At 63.6% G+C, this 16,627-nt stretch carries 10 protein-coding genes; 7 read left to right on the forward strand and 3 right to left on the reverse strand.

From position 1 onward, the window contains the following. Window positions 1–11 precede the first annotated feature (11 nt). A complete protein-coding gene (locus tag AC3A43_RS04850; RefSeq protein WP_487791395.1) occupies window positions 12–3,227 on the reverse strand; it encodes an autotransporter domain-containing protein in 3,216 nt (1,071 codons plus the stop codon). Between the two features lie 93 nt (window positions 3,228–3,320). Beyond that, window positions 3,321–6,005 carry a winged helix-turn-helix domain-containing protein gene (locus AC3A43_RS04855; RefSeq protein ID WP_487791396.1) on the reverse strand — a complete coding sequence of 895 codons (2,685 nt, stop codon included), beginning with the start codon at window positions 6,003–6,005 and terminating at the stop codon, window positions 3,321–3,323. A gap of 170 nt (window positions 6,006–6,175) precedes the next feature. On the opposite strand from AC3A43_RS04855, the gene AC3A43_RS04860 reads away from it, so the two are divergent. The 4 genes from AC3A43_RS04860 (at window position 6,176) to AC3A43_RS04875 (ending at window position 12,315) form a co-directional block, all read left to right on the forward strand. After that, window positions 6,176–8,764, forward strand: a complete 2,589-nt coding sequence (locus AC3A43_RS04860; protein WP_487791397.1) for a TonB-dependent receptor — start codon at window positions 6,176–6,178, stop codon at window positions 8,762–8,764. 87 nt (window positions 8,765–8,851) lie between these two features. Continuing rightward, entirely contained in the window at window positions 8,852–9,622 is a 771-nt protein-coding gene (locus AC3A43_RS04865) for a glucose 1-dehydrogenase (RefSeq protein WP_487791398.1), read from the forward strand. Window positions 9,623–9,655: 33 nt separating this feature from the next. Continuing rightward, window positions 9,656–10,777: a DUF5938 domain-containing protein gene (locus AC3A43_RS04870; protein ID WP_487791399.1), complete on the forward strand. Its 1,122-nt coding sequence runs from the start codon at window positions 9,656–9,658 to the stop codon at window positions 10,775–10,777. After that, complete coding sequence (locus AC3A43_RS04875; protein ID WP_487791400.1) at window positions 10,777–12,315, forward strand: AMP-binding protein; 1,539 nt, start codon at window positions 10,777–10,779, stop codon at window positions 12,313–12,315. The genes AC3A43_RS04870 and AC3A43_RS04875 overlap by 1 nt, the downstream gene beginning before the upstream one ends. On the opposite strand, the gene AC3A43_RS04880 is transcribed toward AC3A43_RS04875, so the two are convergent. Next, window positions 12,312–13,163, reverse strand: a complete 852-nt coding sequence (locus tag AC3A43_RS04880; RefSeq protein WP_487791401.1) for a class I SAM-dependent methyltransferase — start codon at window positions 13,161–13,163, stop codon at window positions 12,312–12,314. The two genes, AC3A43_RS04875 and AC3A43_RS04880, sit on opposite strands and share 4 nt — an antisense overlap. A gap of 152 nt (window positions 13,164–13,315) precedes the next feature. Between AC3A43_RS04880 and AC3A43_RS04885 the strand changes: the two genes are divergently transcribed. The 3 genes from AC3A43_RS04885 (at window position 13,316) to AC3A43_RS04895 (ending at window position 16,607) form a co-directional block, all read left to right on the forward strand. Continuing rightward, the gene (locus tag AC3A43_RS04885; RefSeq protein ID WP_487791402.1) at window positions 13,316–14,287 is read left to right on the forward strand and encodes a glucokinase; all 972 of its coding nucleotides are present in this window, start codon (window positions 13,316–13,318) and stop codon (window positions 14,285–14,287) included. A gap of 77 nt (window positions 14,288–14,364) precedes the next feature. Beyond that, entirely contained in the window at window positions 14,365–15,105 is a 741-nt protein-coding gene (locus AC3A43_RS04890; protein ID WP_487791403.1) for a gamma-glutamyl-gamma-aminobutyrate hydrolase family protein, read from the forward strand. A gap of 128 nt (window positions 15,106–15,233) precedes the next feature. Continuing rightward, entirely contained in the window at window positions 15,234–16,607 is a 1,374-nt protein-coding gene (locus tag AC3A43_RS04895) for an aspartate aminotransferase family protein (protein WP_487791404.1), read from the forward strand. The last annotated feature ends 20 nt before the right edge of the window (window positions 16,608–16,627 follow it).

Here is a 16,627-nt window from a genome sequence, read left to right on the forward strand (position 1 = left end):
CGGTCGGGGGGCTAGAGACCGACCCGCAGACTCGCACGGAAAGCCCAGCCGATATGGCTTTGCTGTTCTTCCGCGGACACTTCGCCAGCGACCTGAAAGGCCGAATTGCCAGCGATGCCACGGAAACGGCCGACCCAGCCGCTCGTGCGATCATCAGGAGTAAGGGTGAACGGCGTGCCGTTCTTGAACGATGCCGTCGTCGCGCCCAGCGTGCCGCCGACGATCTGACGACGACCGCCTTCGAGTTCGAAGCGCGTCCAGCCGTCATATTCGTCGGCACCGCCAAAATCGAGACCGATAGCGACCGTGCCCGACACGGCAAGCTCGTCGCTGTCGCGGCTGAGCACCTTGAGATCCAGCGCGTCGCCGCCGCCGGTTTCCTGATAGCCGTCTTCCTTCAGCTTGAAGTAGTCGACGGCGACCATCGGACGGATCGTTAGTCCGCCGGCACGGGCGTCATAGGCGAGCGAGCCCGAGGCCGACCAGAGAGTGCCGTCCCATTTGCCCTTCATCGTCTTTTCGATGTCTTCGGCGCCCGCTTCGGCACGGAAGATACGCGTGCCCTTCAGGCTGACCGGCGCACCCGAAACGCGCGCATTCGCCATGAACCCGTCGGAGCGCAGGCGCCAGTGCAGCGCGCCTTCGAATTGGCTGGTGCTGACTTCGTTGGCGTTGCTGCCGTTGCCGTCCTTGCCGTTGAGAAAGGCGATCGAGCCGCCGAAATTACCGAGGTCGCTCTTGATCTCGGCGCCCGCCGAGATGCCCCAGCCGCTGACGTCGTAGCTCGCCGTATCGCCGACGCTCTTCGACGTGCCCCAGACGGCCTGATTGACCCAATAGCCCCATTTGCCTTCGTCCTGGAACGGAGCGTTGGGATCCTGGAGGTAGCGCGACAGCGCGCGCGATCCGGAGGTGACGGTTTCGAAGACGCCGCCCTCATGCTCGGGGAGCATCTGGCCTAGCTGGCCCCGGAACTGGGCGCCGTCGGTGATGCCGAGGAATACGTCCTCGATCTTCTGGTCGGCGATTACTGCATCGAGCACTGCGTCGAATGCGCCGGCTTCGGAGCGGTTGAGCCCGAGTTCGGTCGTGCTCTTGCGCGACACGTCGACGATCAGCTGGGTCGCGTTCGAGGTCAGCGTGCCCTTGTATAGGAAAGGAAGCAGCGTCTGCGATGCCGTGAGGTTGCTCGCGCCGGTCAGGGTTCCTGCGGTGAGCACGATATGCTTGCCCTCGGCCTTTTCGATGCTCGACAGCTTGAGCGCGAGTTTCGATTCGGCGCCGAAGCTGGCGTTGCCGGAGACCTGAAGGTTCGTTCCCGTGTTGCCGGTATCGAGCATCACGCCAAGAGTGCCCTTGTCGGTGATGGCGAGCGAAGAGATCGTCGCGGCGCCGCCGACGTCGAACGTCCCGCCGGCGACCGAAACCGCCAGACCCTGCGAATTGGCGAGCGTACCCGAGAAGATCGACGTGCCACCGATGGTCAGCGTATCGGTGCCACCACCAAAGTCCGCCAAACCGGTGAACTTCGAGGTTCCAGCGAGTGTCATCGCATCATTGCCGGTGCCAAAGCGGGCGTTGCCAGCATAGGTCGCGTCACCCGACAGCGCGAGCTTGTTGTTGCCGGCGCCAAAGAAGCTGTTCCCCTTCACCGAGCCGTCGGCAATGTCGAACACATCGTTGCCGCCGCCGAAGCGGACGTCGCCGACGATGCTGGGCGCCGTGATGCCCGCAGCGACGGCGGTCTGCTTGACGGACGCCCCGGTGACGTTCGCGGACAGGTCGATCGCGACGTTGCGGTCGGAGCTGGCCAGCGCGCCGGCGGCGCTGATCGTGCCGCTGTTTTCGACCGTGCTGACCTTGCCCGACAGGTCGACGATGGCGCGTGCGGTGCCGTTGTCGCCGCCGGTCTTGGCTGTGATCGACCCGCTGTTGCGGATGAGCGGGACGTCGCCCCCGGCCTCGATAAGGACTGCGGTTGCCACGGCGCCTGCCGCATTGCCGCCGGTCGTCGCCTCGATCTTGCCCGCGTTGCGGATTTCCGGCGTCGTGGCGCCGCTTCCGATACGGATTGCCGTTGCCGCCGTATCCTTCGAAAGCGCCGTCACGTTGCCGGTCGCGCCGATACCGATGCCGCCAGCAATGGTTACGGCGCCGCCGAGGCCTCCGATCTGGATGGCGTTGCCGTCCTTGCCGGCATAGAGTCCGCTACCAAGAACGGCGCCATCGATGATGAAGCCAAGGCCGGTGCCGGTTCCGGCGACGGGGCCGATCGTGACGGCGCGGTCCGCCGACCCGATGCGGATCGCCGCTGCCGAGCCGAAAGAGCGCACTACGGCACTGCCTTCCTTGTCGTCGTCGATGCCGTCCTTGTCCTCGTCCTTGTCGGTCGTGCTCGAATCTTTCGGCGGAACCGCGAGGATGATGCCGCCGGTTACATTGCCTTCGATCGACAGCGCGTTTCCGCCGATCAGCAGGTCGTCAGCGTCGAGCTTCGACGGGTCGGTCGGCGGAGCGGTGAAGCGATAACCGGTCGCGGTGAGGTTGCCCTGGACGACGAGCGCGCCAGTGATGTTGCCGGTGAGGCGCGCGCCGATTGCATCGACCCCTTGCGCACTGATCGTGCCCGCGAGGCGGACATTACCCGTCACATCCTGCAGCCCGACGCCGAGCGCCCGGTCGCCGATGACGCCGACGGTCCCGTCGTTGGTGAAATTGCCCGTCAGTGGCCCCCCAAGGCGGATGCCCGCCGAATTATTGCCCTCAATCGCGATCGCGCCCGAGTTGACGATATTGCCGGCAAAAGCACCCGCAGTTGCGATGCCGACGCGATTGCTGCCGATGGCGAAGGCGCCGTCGAGGTCGCCGTCGTTGTCGATGTCGGTCGGGGCATAGGTTTCGCCGAGGGTGATCTTGCCGCTCGCGCTGTTCGTGATGCCGCCCGTCGTCCCGGCGCCCGCGAGGATGCCCGTCGCGCCGTCGACATTGCTGAACTCGATCGTGCCCTCGTTGACGACCTTGTGATTGCTGTCGATCGTGACCGCGGGACCGGTGACCGTCGGCTTGATCGAGCCAGCTGCAACAATCTTGATGTCATCGGCTGCACCCGATTTGATCGTCGATGTTAGAACCGGCGCGGTGGTGGCCGTGCTGATCGTCGTTTCGGCATAGGCCGTGGTCGAAAGGAGGGTGGCCAGGCAGGTGGAGGCCAGCAAAGTCTTGCGCATCGGGTTCCTCTTGTGATCGGGGGCCGGGATATCTTCCCGGCGACAATCACAAGACGGAGCAGCGAACGCGCAGCCTTGGAAAAATATCGCGCGTCAATCGCGCGGTGCTGCCTCGTTCAGTTTGAGGCCCAGCGTCGACGCGTTTTGTACGGCTTCTTCGCGGCTGTTGGCGCGCAGTTTTCGCATCACATTTTTGAGGTGCCACTTGACCGTTTCAGGCGCGAGCTGCAGCGTCCGGGCGATTTCCTTGTTCGATTCCCCGGCATTCAGCGCACTCAAAATTTCGATCTCGCGCTCGGTCAGGAACGAAAAGGCCTCACCGGGGGCTGCAAAATGGGCGCTCTCCAGCGCTGGATTGCGCCGCGACGGTTCGGCGAGTTTTAGCAGCGCGAGAAAAGAACCCGACGAATAGGCCTCGCTGCAGAAATTCTGCACGGCGCGAACGCCGGTAACGTCGAGTACATCGACGATGGTGCGGCGGAACCCGACGCTGGCGGCGTGATTGAGGAAACGAACAGTTTCAAGTTCGACCATCTTGTCGCAGCGTCCGCTGAGTTGAGGAAGGATGTTGAGCAGCGTGGCCGTCGCCCGCAGTTCGGCGTCGTCGGCGTTCGAGGCGAGCCGTAGCAGCCGTTCGGCCACGGTCGTGAGCCGCGGACGGTCGCCGTTGGCGATCGCTTCATAGGCACGCATCTCGGACAGCAGGGCGAAAGCGCGCCCTGCCGCCGATAGCGGGTCGAGCACGGCGCTTTCCTCGTCCGCGGTCGCAACGACGGCTTCCGCGTCGATCGTTTGCGGCAGGCGTAGACGCGCGCGTTCGACGATGCACAGCGCTTTAAGGGGCGCCCATTCGCGCTCGAACGCGACAAGTTCGGCGCGGTCGATCAGCGATGCCGCCTTGTTCACATGTCCCATGCCGGCGGCCGACCGGATGGCGACGAGAAAAGCAGGGAGCAATGCGTCCTGAAACGGGCTTTGTTCGAGTAGCGGAAGCGCGCGTGCCGCCAGTTCGGCTGCGGCAGCCATTTCGTCGCGCTCGTAGCAGCAGCGTGCCAGCCCCGCCTCGACCAGCGCAGTGGCAAGATTTGGTACGGAGGAAGGACGCAGGCCATCGCGCAACACGCGCTCGGCATCGGCGAGCTGGCCTTGCGCGCGCGAAAGCGCCGCGCGCGTGCACACAGCCAGCGCGAGAGGCAGCGCAAGCGGCGGTCGCGCTCCACGCAGCATCAGCGGGCGGACGGCGTGGTGAACCAGCCCGAACAGGCCACGTTTCAATGCGCCATGGGCGAGCACGGTGCGGATCATCGCGACGGCGAAATCGGAAAGCTCCTCGGGCGATGCAAGCAGCTGGTCGCATTTCTCGACGACCTCGGCGAGCTGGTCGCGATTATAGGCCCGGTGAACCAGATCGACCGCGCGCGCTTCGCCGACCGCGCCGCTGGCAGTGAGAGCCGCAATCGCCGCGCTTGCGCCGGGCTCCGCCATGAGCGTGAATAGCCAGGCCCGCGCCTGAACCAGGGCCGGGAAGGCGGCAATCTGTGCCGCGGGCAATCGGTTCATCCACGTCGCAGCGCGCGAAATCTCCCCACATTCTATCATCGGCAAAATGCTGCCCGCCAACAATTGGGCCGCTTGCTCGAAATCGCCTGCCATCATCGCCTGTTCGGCGGCTTCGACGGGCATTTCCTGCGCGACGAAATAGCGCGCCCCAACGCGGTGCAACTGGAGCGGAGCATCCGCGTCGGTTTCGAGGTGCCGTCGAAGCGCGGCCTGGAACGCCGGATGCAGACGATGCCATCCACTGCCGTCGGTCGGGGCCTCGATGAACATACCGCGTGCTGTGAGATCGCGCAGCAGCGTGGCGCTATCCTTTTCTCCACTCAAAAGCTGGCAAAGCTCGGCATTGAAGCGCGGGGCGACCGCACAGCGTTGTAGAAAGAGGCGCTCGGCGTCGGGCAGGGCGGCGATCAGCGGCGCGAAATAGGCCTCGATTCGCTCGCTGAGCGCGGCGGTCGATCCGTCGATGCGCGCCAGCCGGACGCCCGCAGGCCACCCCTTCATGATCTGGTTGAGTTTAGTCCCTTCGCCTCCGTCGTGCGATGCGGCTGTGCCATGCAGGAAAAGCTGAACCTCCTCGTCGGCAAGCGCGAGGTCGCCGCTGCCGATGGAAAGCGCCATGCCCCTCCGCTCGACGTCGTCAAACGCCACCGCCGGCATCGTCCGGCACGACAGGATCAGCCGCAAAGGGGTCGGGGGATGACGCAACAGGCGGTTCAGCACCTCGATCGTGCGCGGATCGGTCAAGCGGTCGACGTCGTCGAGAATGAGAAGCAGGGGGTGTTCGGAGGCCTCGATCCGGTCGGCGAGCGCGCTCGCGAGGATCGCCGCCGAAGCCGGAGCCGAGGACAGGGTGGCCAGGCTGTCTTCGCGAGGAGCGCCGCGCGCCAGCCGCACCGCTTCGAACAGATGCCCAACTGTCGCCGGTTCCCTGTCCTCCGGGTCGAAGGATACCCATCCGACCGACCAGCCGGCCAATCGGGCGTTCGCGAACACGGTCGCGGCAAAAGCCGTCTTGCCATATCCGGCGGGCGCCCGCACGAGGCAAAGTTCGTGCCGCGCAAGTTCATCGAGCCAATTCTGCCAGCGGTCGGTACCGACCATGTCGGCTGGAAAGCGCGGCGGCGCATATTTGCCGCGCGGCATTCGGGGAGGGCGGTGCTCCGCCGCGGCGCGATGCTGCGCTTTTGTTTCTATCCTCTGCCCCGGCTGGATGGTCATATCTTCGCCCTCCATCTGAGCGTCATGGCTATAGCCATGCGGCCCCGACCGCAAGCGTCCCCCCCATCGCTCCCCCCGCCACCCGGTCTGTCATTGCCGTGGCGCGCGCCATAGCCTCCTCATTGTCGAAGGGCCCACACAGAATGGGTTCGAACCGTGGGAGAAAAGGCGTGACGAAGAAAGCTATCCTGGCAAGCTGTCTGTCCACCACCATGCTGATTGGCTGGCATGGCGTCGCTTACGCGCAAGAAGCCGACGCGGCGCCCGAGGCGGAAAGCGGCGGCATCGCCGAAATCGTCGTCACGGCTCAGAAACGCGCGCAGAATCTGCAGGATGTCCCCGTCGCGGTGTCTGCCATCGGTGGCGACGCGCTGGAGAGCCGCGGGATTACCGAAACGTCGGATCTGATGGGCGCGATCCCCAGTTTGCAAGTCACCAGCCCTTACGGAAACACCCAGCCGAACTTTGCACTTCGCGGCATTTCGGTCGCGAACGAGTTTTCGGCGTCAACCGCGTCCCCTGTCGGGGTGTATGTCGACGAGGTTTATCAAAGCTTCCGCGCAAGCCATGGTCAGCAGCTTTACGACATCGACCGCGTCGAAGTCCTCCGCGGTCCGCAGGGCACGCTGTACGGCCGCAACACCACGGGCGGCGCGGTCAGCTTCTTTACCCGCAAGCCCGACCTCGATGGCAACAACGGCTATCTGACGCTCGGTTACGGCAATTACGACACTAAAACGGTTCAGGGCGCGGCCGAATTCACGCTGGTTCCCGACGTATTGGGCATCCGCATCGCCGGTACCCGCTCGAAAGGCGACGGCTGGCAATATAATCCCGCGCAGGGCCGTCATGTCGGCACCACCGACACGATCGGCGGTCGCGTGTCGCTCCGCTGGAAACCGACCGACCGGCTCGATATCAATCTGAAATTCTATACCGCCAAGGACGACCCGCTCGGCGCCAACGCCTATGCGATTGGACAATTGGAAGGCGATCGCGACGCGCTCGGCTATTCGCGTTTCGACCCGGCGCAGAACGGTGGCCGCGCACTGCGCCGCAATGAAGTGTCGGCCGACACCGGCGGCACCAATTATACAAAGTCCACGGGCGGCTCGCTGAACATCGGCTACGAACTAAGCGACGATGTCACCCTCACTTCGATCACCGGCTTCGACAAGGGCCGTTACGCCATCGATCCGAACGACTGCGACGGATCGCCCAACGATCTTTGCGCAATCCGCTTCCGGTCGCGCAGCAAGAATTTCAATCAGGATTTCCGGATCGCCTATTCGGGCGATAGCCTCGATATCATCGGCGGCCTCTATTATGGTAAGGATACGGTGAAGACGTCGAACGAACCCGATTTCTTCGGCGTCATCCGCCCGCTGCTGCTCGGCGCGGGCCTACCCGGAAGCTACAATAACGCCGCGGTCGCAACGCCGGACTCGATCGGTATCGTCCCGGCCTTTGCCGCCAATCCCGCGCTCGATCCGACCAATCCAGCAAGCTGCGCTCCCGTTGCAGTCAACCCGACCGGCTTCCTCGATGCGCGTTCGCTTATCGCGCTGCTAACCGATATTCAGCTCAACAATTCGGGCGGCGGCGGTTTTGGAGGGGCGATTTCCGCCGCCTGCCGCGCGGCTGGCGCGCCGCCGTTCACGCCGATCCTGGGATCGCAGAAATTCGATATCCAGCGGCCGTCCAAAGCGATTTATGGCGATGTGACGTGGAAGGCGACTGACGAGCTCACTGTCGCGGCCGGGCTGCGCTACACGATGGACAAGGTGAAGTTCCGCAACGGCAGCACGATCCTGTACAGCCTCGACGGCACTACCCCCGTGGCCAACCTGATCCCGTACAGCAACCCATATAACCCGAACCTGCCGACGATGAATCTCAGCAGCAAGGCTAACCGGCTGACTGGTCGCGTCAACGTCAGCTACAAGTTTGCCGACGATGTCATGGGCTATCTGCAATATAGTCGCGGCTATCGCAGCGGCAGCTATAACGGGCTGGCCTATCAGGGCACGAACCAGGTCTATTATATCAAACCCGAACAGGTGAATGCCTATGAGGGCGGTTTGAAAACGCGCTTCTTCGATCGCCGCGTGCAGCTCAATCTCGCAGGCTTCTATTACGATTATTCGAACCAGCAGACGACGCAGGTGGTCGGCGCGACGACCTTTACCCGCAGCGCGAACGGCCGCGTTTATGGCGGCGAGGCCGAACTGACGATCCAGGCAGCCGACTCGCTGCGGTTCGATGCGACGCTCGGCCTGCTGAACAGCAAATATAAGGGCAATGTCGTCGATCCGGCCGACCCAGCGACCCAATTCACCCGCAACGTCAACGGAAACTCATTCCCCAACGCACCGGAGACGACGTTCACGGCCGGCGTCGAATGGGATGTGTTCGATAGCAATATCGGCAAGCTGACGGTGCGCGGCGACGCCAATTATATGGGCAAATATTATTTCGACTCGTTCGGCGATTATGATCAGGACCCTTGCGATCGGGTCGGGGCTCCGGGTGCCATCCGGCCGGCGGGCACGGCCTTCACCTGCGGCAATCCTTCCTATTGGCTGATCAACAGCCGGGTCACTTACCAGAAAGACAATTTCTCGGTCAGCGCCTGGGTCAAAAATCTGACCAACAAATATTATTACACCTACGGCCTCAACATCGATGTGTTCGGGCTCGACTATCTGAACCGCGGAATGCCGCGCACCTATGGCGTCGAAGCGACGATGAAGTTCTGATCGCTGACGCCAAGGGGAACGACGGGCGCCCCCTCCCTCAGCCCACCGTGCCCAATTTGTTGCTGACCCGAATTTAAGGAACATGGCATGATGCGTTTTATCGGCAAGAGCGTGCTGATAACCGGCGCTGCGCGCGGCATCGGGCTCGCCGCCGCCCAGGAATTTGCGCGCGAAGGCGCCTCGGTGACAATCACCGATATCGACGGACAAGAGGCGGAGATTGCCGCTGCGGCGATCCGCGCCGAAGGGCATAAGGCGGAGGCGAAACGGCAGGATGTTGCCGACGAGGCGGAATGGGCGGCGCTCGTCGCCGATGTCGTCGCGCGTGAGGGCAAACTCGACATCCTCGTGAACAATGCCGGCATGGGTTTCCTGAAATCGGTCGTCGATACGAACCTCGACGAATGGCAGCGGCTGATGGCGGTCAATCTGCAGAGTGTCTTCCTCGGCGTTCGCGCCGGCATCGGGGTGATGAAGGAAAAGGGCGGGATAATCGTCAACGTCGCCTCGATCGCCGCGAACGTCGCCGAGCCGCTCTTCCCCGCGTATAATGCCAGCAAGGCCGGGGTTGCGATGCTGACCAAGGCGGTAGCGGTGGACTGCGCGCGCAAGGGCTGGCCGGTGCGGATCAACTCGCTGCATCCCGGCTATTGCGAGACCAAGCTGGTCGCCGATGCGGTCGGCAGCCTTGGGGATGCCGCCGCCGATTTCGCCGCCGCGACCGGGGGCGCAATCCCGCTTGGCCGCATGGCGACGACGCGCGAGATCGCACGCCCGCTGCTGTTCCTCGCCAGCGACGACGCCGCCTACATGTGCGGCAGCGAGCTGATCGTCGACGGCGGCTACACCGCGGTCTGATCCGAATTCCATCAAAACAGGAACGAAAATCCAATGAGCAAGAAACCGGTCATCGTCTATGGCGCCTCGGGCTACACGGGCCGCCTCGTCTGCGAATATTTGCGCGAACTCGGCATCCCCTTCATCGCGGCAGGACGCGACAAGAAGCGCGTGCAGGAGGTGATGGACAAGGTGCCGGGCATCGAGACCGCCGATTATGAAGTCGCCGAGGTCGAGCATAGCGTCGAGGCGCTGACCAAGCTGTTCAAGGGCGCCAGGGTCGTCTGCAACATGGTCGGCCCGTTCATCAAATATGGCCCCGAGACGGTCGAGGCGTGCCTCGCCGCCGGCGCCCATTATCTCGATACGACGGGCGAACAGGACTGGATGCTGCTGGCGCAGGAAAAATGGGGCGATGCCTTTGCCAAAAAGGGCCTGCTGCTGTCGCCTTGCGTCGCCCAGATGTACACCACGGGCGAGATCGCGGCGAACATCGCGCTCGAACAGGCGCCGGGGCTCGACACGCTCGACATGCTGGTGCTGTGGAAAGGTTTCCCGACCTATGCTTCGGTGCAGACGATCTTCACGATCCTCAAGGCTGACTGGTATTATCTCGAGAACAACCAGTATGTCCAATGGCCGACCCTGACCGCGACCGAATGTCAGGTGCCCGGCCAGCATGCCACCGCGCTGACTTTGCCATGGGGCGGCACCTCGCACCCGATCTGGTTCAAGCAGGATCCGCGCGTCTCGACGGTCAAGGTCTATGGGGGGGTGTTCGCGCGGGAGGTGATGGATAATGTCGTCGCCATGACCAAGATGATCGACACCGACATCAAGCCGCTGCCGTTCAAGGAGCAGGAGGCCGCGCTCGCCAAGATGGCGGAATCGGTGCAGGGGGACATGCCGCCACGCGAAAATCCGCGGCTCAATACCAGCATTGATTCGGTTTACGCCTCGGGCCCGCTCGGCCGCGCGCATGTGTTGATCCACGGCAATAGCAATTACAAGCAGACGGGATTGATGCAGGCTTGGGCGGCGATGAACCTGCTCCAGCAACCGCCGCGCCGCGTCGGTTTCGCCTCGGCGTGCCAAGCGTTCGGGCATCATGAGATATTGGGCGTGCTGCGCCAGTTCGGGCTGGTCCTGAAACCGATCGTCACGGTCGACGACTGATGCGACTGGTCGACTGGCTCGACAAGGGGGCGTCGCTCGGCGCCGATGCACCCTGCCTGACGATGGACGGGAAAAGCCTGTCCTATGGAGAGGTGCAGGCGCTCACCCACCGCGTGGCGCATAGGCTGAATGCGTCGGGCATCGTGCCGGGCAAGCATGTCGCGATCCTGTCGGGCAACGATCCCGTCGCCTTTGCCTGCGTCTTCGCCATTTCGCGCGCCGCGGCGGTGTGGTGTCCGATCAACCCGCGTAATGAAGCCGCCGAGAACGCCTATGTCCTCGATAATTTCGACTGCGCGGCGCTGTTCTTCCATTCGAAATTCGCCGGACTGGTGGGCGAGTTGCGCCAGCGCCTGCCCAAACTCGAGCTGCTCGTCTGCCTCGATGCGGAACAGCTATTCGCGCCCTCTCTCGACCCGTGGCTGGCGGGCGTCCCCGACACCCCATTCCGGGCGGCGCCCGTCAGCGACCTCGCAATGATTCCCGGCACCGGCGGCACCACCGGCCATCCCAAGGGGGTGATGCTGACCAATCGCAACCTCGAGGCGATGACCGCGCTGACCTTGATGGGCTATCCCTTCGAAGGGCGACCGGTCTATCTCGCGATGGCGCCACTTACACATGCGGCGGGGGTGTTGGCGTTCCCGATCATGGCGCATGGCGGCGAAATCGTGATCATGCCTTATCCCGATATTGGCGAGTTTCTGGCGCTCGCGTCGCGCCATCGGGCGACGCATACCTTCCTGCCGCCAACACTGATCTACATGCTGCTCGACCATCCCGCGCTGCCCGTGACCGATCTCTCGTCGCTGCAATGTTTCTGGTACGGCGCCGCACCGATCTCGGCCGCGCGGCTGGAGGAGGCGATCGGCAAGCTCGGCCCGGTGATGGCGCAACTTTTCGGCCAGACCGAAGCGCCGATGATGATTTCGATGATGGCGCCGAGGGACCATTTTAATCCCGACGGTTCGATTGCGCGCGCGCGCCTGTCTTCGGCGGGAAGGCCGGGTCCGCTGGTGCAGGTCGCGATCCTCGACACCGAAAACAACATCGTGGCGCAGGGTGAGCGCGGCGAGATCGTCGTCAGGGGCTCACTGGTGATGGATGGCTATTACAAGAACTCCGAGGCCACCGCCGAAGCAAGCGTGGACGGATGGCATCGCACCGGCGACATCGGCTATCTCGACGCCGACAATTTCCTCTTCATCGTCGACCGCGCCAAGGACATGATCATCACCGGCGGCTTCAACGTCTATTCGGCCGAGGTCGAACAGGCGCTGCTGGCGCAGCCGGCGGTGCAGGACGGCGCCGTGTTCGGGTTGCCCGACGACAAATGGGGCGAGCGTGTGTGCGCGGTCGTACAGCTTCGCGCCGGCCACAGCGCCGATCCGGATGCACTGATCGCGGCGGTTAAGGCCGCGATCGGCAGCGTCAAGGCACCCAAGGAGCTTGAGATCTGGGACGATTTGCCCCGCTCGAAGGTCGGGAAGGTGCTTAAGAAGGATATTCGCGCGCAAAAGCTCGCGGCGCGATCCTAATTGCGCGCGGTCACGATCCAGGCCGCGCCGTCGATCAACACCGACGTCTCGCCAGGCCGCTTGGCAAAGGCAGAACGCACCGCCCTCGCGGCGGCCGCTCTAACCTCGTCGGGCTGATCGGCGAGCGCCCGCGAGAGCGGCCCCACCTGAAAGGCCATGTCGAGCGCATCGTCGATTGCGGCATCGCGTGTCGCTCCGCTGCCATAGGAAATGGTCGTGTCAAAAGGCGTGATGTCGATCGCGGTAAAGCCCGCCGCGGCAAGAATGCCGGCCAGCCTTTGCCGATCGCCAAAGGCGAAAGGCCCCGGCGCATTCGGATCGGCGGGGGTGGGATGAACGATATCGCGGATCGCCGCCATCGGCAGGCGAACCCAGTCATTTTCCTGTGCACCGCGCCAACACACGAAGGCGAGCCGCCCGCCCGGTTTCAATGCGCCGCGCATATGCGCGAACGCGGCCACCGGATCGTCGAAGAACATCACACCGAAACGCGAAAAGAGCAGGTCGAACGCGTGGGACGGAAGCGGGGCTGTGGCGGCGTCGGCGCATCGAAATTCGACGGGAGATGTTGCCGGGGCCAAGGCGCTTGCGACCTCCACCAACTGCTCGGATATGTCCACGCCAAGTATATATCCATCCGGTCCGATTTGTTCGGAAAGGGCCAGCGTCGACGTGCCCGAACCGCAACCGATGTCGAGTATCTGTTCGCCGGGCTGCGCATTCGCGGCACGGATCGCCGCACTGCCGAATTCTTCAAGCATCACGTCCAGTCGCGCGAGATTGGCGGCCCAGCGGTTGCCGCTGTCACCATTCCAGTCGTGGGTCGGGGCGGTCGGGATATCGGACATCGGGACACCTTCTTTATTGAGAACGAATCGCAACTAGATCCGTTGTCGCTGGAATGCAAGGCACCGCGCATAGCTATGCCTTGTTGCATCGCCTCGAACCATGCGACATTCGTCGGGCGAACCGGCTGCGTTCGGACCGGTAAGGGAGAGTTATGAGCGAACAGATCGTCACGGTCGATATCGGCGGAACGCACGCACGCTTCACGATCGCCGAGGTAGAAGGCGGCCGCGTCCTGTCGCTCGGCGAAGCGACGACTTTGCATACCAAGGATCATGCGAGCTTCCAGACCGCGTGGCAGGATTTCGAGCGTCAGCAGGGCGGAACCCTACCGCGCGCGGTCGCTATCGCGATTGCCGGGCCGACGCGCGGCGACATCATCCGGTTCACCAACAATCCGTGGATCATCCGTCCGGCGTTGATCAACGAAAAGCTCAACGTCGATCGCTATGTCCTCGTCAACGATTTCGAGGCGGTGGGACATGCCGTTGCGCAGGCTGGCGAGAATTATTTCGAGCGGTTGACCGGGCCCGACGAACCGCTTCCGACGACCGGCACCATCACCATCATCGGTCCCGGTACCGGGCTGGGTGTTGCGCACATTTGGCGCAATGGCACGGACTACCGCGTGCAGGCGACCGAGGGAGGACATATCGATTTTGCGCCGCTCGACAGCATCGAGGATGCGATCCTCGCGCGACTGCGCAAACGGCATCGGCGGGTGTCGATCGAGCGGATCGTATCCGGGCCGGGCATTGTCGATATATATGAAACGCTGGCCGCGCTGGAGGGCCGCGCGATCCCGCGGCTCGATGACAAGGCGATCTGGACCAACGCGCTGAGCGGCGAAGACAGCCTCGCCGCGGCCGCCGTCGACCGTTTCTGCCTGTCGCTCGGCAGCGTGTCGGGCGATCTTGCGCTGGCGCAGGGGGCGAGTGGCGTGGTCGTGGCGGGCGGGCTCGGTCTTCGTATCCGCGACAGCCTCGTGCGCTCCGGATTTCCCGAACGTTTCATCGAAAAGGGGCGGTTCGAGGGTTTCATGTCGGCGCTTCCGGTCAAGCTCATCACCCATCCTCAGCCCGGTTTGTTCGGCGCTGCGGCCGCCTTTGCACGGCAATACGCCTGAATTGGCAATTTCCGCTGGTATCGGCCCGCAAAAATCGGCAGCAATGGAATTTCGATTTTTGAAGGATTCCGTCGCTCGTGTCCGTTCGCCCCGTCCTCGGCATCATCGCTTGTAACCGGCAGGTCGGCGCCGAATATGCGCAGGCGGTGATGAACCGTTATGCGAAGGCGGCGATGCGTCACGCCGATTGCGCCGCGCTGCTCATCCCCTCGCTTCCCGACTATATGCGCGCAGACGAAATCGTCGGGCGGCTCGACGGCGTCCTGCTCACCGGATCGCCCTCGAATGTCGAGCCGGCGCGCTATGGGGAAGACGATGAAGGGGAGGGGCCGTTCGATCCCGACCGCGACCGCATGATGCGCGATCTGGTCAAGGCCGTGATCGCGTCGCAGCGGCCGCTATTCGGTATTTGCCGTGGGTTTCAGGACATCAATGTCGCGCTCGGTGGGACGCTGCGCCGCGATACCGCGACGAATGGCGAGTTGCTGCGCCATCATACGCCCGACGGCACTCTGTTCGATGCGATGTTCGATCACCGGCACCATGTCGATCTGGTGGAAGGCGGGACGCTGGCTTCGGCCTATGGCGCCCCGTCGCTTGATGTAAATTCGGTTCATTATCAGGGCGTGGGGCGGCTCGCCGACGGGCTGTCGGTCGAGGCGCGTGCACCCGACGGGCTGGTCGAGGCGTTCAGTGCGCGGCCGAACGGTGCCCCCTTGCTTGCGGTGCAATGGCATCCTGAGTGGGGAACCGACGGCAATCAGGAGAGCCAGACCTATTTTCGCCTGCTCGGACAGGCGCTGCGGGGCGAGCTGTGAACCGGCACGTCACCCGTTACGACCGCTATCTTGCGCGGCTTTGCTTCTCCCCCTGATCGATGGATCGGGCTGAATTGCCCGGCCTTTCTTCTGCGGCTTCGACCGCCTCCAACGATCAGGAATATGATATGCCCCGTAATCACGACATCGCCGAACTGCGCCGCCTCGACGTCGCGCATCACCTTCCCGCGCAGGCCGATTGGGCCGAAATCGAAAAGCTCGGCGGCAGCCGCATCATCACCCATGCCGAGGGTTGCTATATCCACGACGGCGACGGCCACCGCATCCTCGACGGCATGGCTGGCCTGTGGTGCGTAAACGTGGGCTATGGCCGCGAGGAACTGGTTGATGCGGCGGCGGCGCAGATGCGCGAGCTGCCCTTTTACAATACCTTCTTCAAGACCGCGACGCCGCCGACGGTGATGCTCGCGGCGAAGATCGCCGAACTGACCGGCAATCGTCTGCCGCATATTTTCTTCAACGCGTCGGGCAGTGAAGCGAACGATACGGTTTTCCGCATGGTGCGCCACTATTGGAAGCTGAAGGGCGAACCCAGGCGAACCGTCTTCATCAGCCGCTGGAACGCCTATCATGGCTCGACCGTCGCGGGTGTTTCGCTGGGCGGAATGAAGGCGATGCATGCACAGGGCGACTTGCCCATCCCTGGTGTCGAGCACGTCCGCCAGCCCTATGCCTACGGCGAAGGGCAGGGGATGACCGAGGACGAGTTTTGCGACGCTTGTGTTCAGGCGATCGAGGACAAGATTCTCGAGGTCGGCCCCGAGAATTGCGCGGCCTTCATCGGAGAGCCGGTGCAGGGCGCGGGCGGTGTCATCATCCCGCCAAAAGGCTATTGGCAGAAGGTCGAGGCCGTGGCGCGCAAATATGGCTTGCTGGTAGTCGCCGACGAGGTGATTTGCGGTTTCGGCCGAACCGGAAAAATGTGGGGGCATGAGGTGATGGGATTTACCCCCGACCTGATGCCGATGGCGAAGGGGCTGTCGTCGGGGTACCTGCCGATCTCGGCCACTGCGGTCGCGAGCCATGTGGTCGATGTGCTCAAGACCGGGGGAGACTTCGTTCATGGCTTCACTTATTCGGGGCATCCGGTTGCAGCAGCCGTCGCGCTCAAGAATATCGAGATCATCGAGCGCGAGGGGCTTGTGGAGCGCACCGGCAGCGTCACCGGTCCGCATCTCGCGAAGGCGCTGGCGACGCTGAACGATCATCCGCTCGTCGGCGAGGCGCGTTCGATCGGCCTGTTGGGTGCGGTCGAGATCGTTGCCGACAAGGCAACGCGCGCACGCTTTGGCGGCGCCGAGGGCACGGCAGGACCGATGGCGCGCGATGCGTGTATCGCGAATGGATTGATGGTGCGCGGCATCCGTGACAGCCTGGTGATGTGCCCGCCGCTGATCATTTCGACCGAGCAGATCGACGAGATGGTTGCCATCATCCGCAAATCTCTCGATGAGGTGCTGCCGAAACTCCGCGCGCTCTAAACAGGAAAGCCCAAACCCCT

This window comes from Sphingopyxis sp. Soil_C_28 (genome assembly GCF_057657055.1).